Source organism: Dyadobacter ginsengisoli DSM 21015, assembly GCF_059568735.1.
In genome coordinates this window covers 1-2,221 of the sequence record NZ_JCANTY010000025.1, presented here as the reverse complement: position 1 = coordinate 2,221, position 2,221 = coordinate 1, and the positions used below count along the sequence as shown (strand labels likewise).

1 protein-coding gene is annotated in these 2,221 nt (G+C 49.7%); it reads right to left on the bottom strand.

Features of this window, described 5'->3' with window-relative positions; genetic code table 11:
- A partial coding sequence (locus BP71_RS37815; protein WP_496387107.1) for a discoidin domain-containing protein occupies positions 1-2,221 on the bottom strand: 2,221 nt, incomplete at both ends.

Sequence of the window (2,221 nt, the reverse complement as noted above, 5' to 3'; positions counted from 1 at the left end):
CCATTGGTACTCTTATACAGAACCGGCGTGATCAAGGTGGTAGCACAAGGCAAGCTGATCCCGACAAAATTGCTGCTACCTGGATGCCCGGACGGTGGTAGGTATTCCGCGTGCCATGCCGTCGCTTCATTCCCGTCCAGTGCATTGGCCCATCCCAAGTGAGGTTTTATATTGGGTTCTGAGCCAAAACCTGTCCCGGTTAAAAGATAATCGTCGTGATAAAAACGGATCTCGCGAAGATCACCTACGCCATCCACTGGCCGCGCCGCATAACGGATGTGCTGGAACTTACGAGGATTGGTAAATGTCACCACATTCCAGTCTACGGTCGCATCAGATTTGAATGTGTGGATTGGCTCCCAGTTCACACCATTGTTGGATCCCTGAATCATTGCACCATTAAGACGCTGATTGTCTCCATCACGCCACAGTACACGGACCTCGGTGACTATGCAGCGGGCATCGCCGGATGGTGCACAATCCGCATCCTGTTGCAACACGATTTCATTCGAAAAAGCACTCGTACAGCTTCCAGATGACGAACGGGCACTGTACTTACCCGCTGACTTGGCTACAAAGGTGACATTTGACTCCCCGACGATCAATTTACCGTCCTTATACCAGCTAACATTGCCTGTAAAACCGGAGGCCGTCAAAGTTACAGTTGTACCGCTAGGACAGGCTTTGTCTCCGTCTGTTTTATAGATAGTCGGAGTGATGCATGATGACCCGCAGCCGCTTAACGTAAGTCCCACGAAATTACTGCTCCCCGGATGCGCGCCTTGTACATTAAAGGCAGCATGCCATTGCGTATTCACATTGCCATCCAGCGCCTTTTGCCACTCCATACCTAATATGTTGGGTTCTGAACCAAAACCAACTCCCCTTGACCGTGTTGTGCCATTATAAAACTCAATTTCACGCAGGTCGCCAACTCCGTTATTATCTGTTGCGGCATAGCGGATGTGATTATAGGCGGTAGTAGGGTTAAGCGCGAAGGTATCCCAATCGGAACCAGTTGCAGAGCCTGTCAAAGTTGATATAGTCGTCCAAATTTTTCCATCGTTGGAACCCTGGATTTTAGACCCATCCAATCTACCCAGATCTGAAGCTCGCCAGAGTATCCTGACTTTATTAACGATACAATTGTCGGGTGTTACACAGTCGGACGCTTGCTGAACTGTAATCACATTGGAATACTGGCTCAAAATACTGCCGGTCATAGAGCGTGCCTTGTATGCGCCTGGTACATTCGTCCTGAATTTGAGGCCAGTTCCTACCGGATTTGATTCGCTATCCTTAAACCAGCTTACCGTGCCGGTAGAGCCTGACACCACCAAGGTAACCGAGTCAGTGCCGTTGACGCAGACATCGCTTCCTGCAATTTTGTAGATGGCTGGAGTAATGGATGTTGTGGCGCAGGATAGCGTTAGTCCGACAAAATTTGTGTTTCCCACGTGAGATCCCAGTCCTTCAAACTTCGCATGCCATGCAGTACTTTCATCACCGTCCAATGCCTTCTGCCACTCCATCCCTGGTATATTGGGTTCCGATCCAAAACTCGTTCCGGCAAGCTGGATTCCCCCGCTATAAAAGCGAATTTCCCGCAGATCACCCACTCCGGTACCATTCGTCGCCACGTAACGTACGTGCTGATACTCCGTAGTATTACCAAAAGCAACATCGTCCCATCCCAGAGATGCAACAGCATTACCCGGGAACGTATGCAGGATATTCCAAGTCACGCCATCAGCAGAGCCCTGGATCGTCGCTGCTGCCAATCGTTCACGGTTCGATGTACGCCATAAGAATCGCACCCGGTCTACCACGCACTTTTTACCATTGATTGGAACGCAACCAGGGGTTTGCTCCACAACGATTTCATTAGAATAGTTGCTGAATGCAGAACCCAAAGACGAACGGACAGCATACTTCCCTGCTTCTGTAGCTATTAATATAGTGTCACTCGCATTTGCGATCAAAATACCATCCCTGAACCACTGCAATGTTCCGCTGAAACCGGAAGCAGTCAATTTTACGGTTGCCCCTCCGTTGGTACATACTGTGTTGCCCGCCATTTTATGGAGTGCAGGGGTAATGAGCGTGGTAGCACATGGTAATGTCAAACCGACAAAGTTAGTATTACCCGGGTGTCCCGCAGGTGCCAGGTACTCTGCATGCCACTGCGTGTTTTCATTGCCATCCAATGCATTGGTCCAAT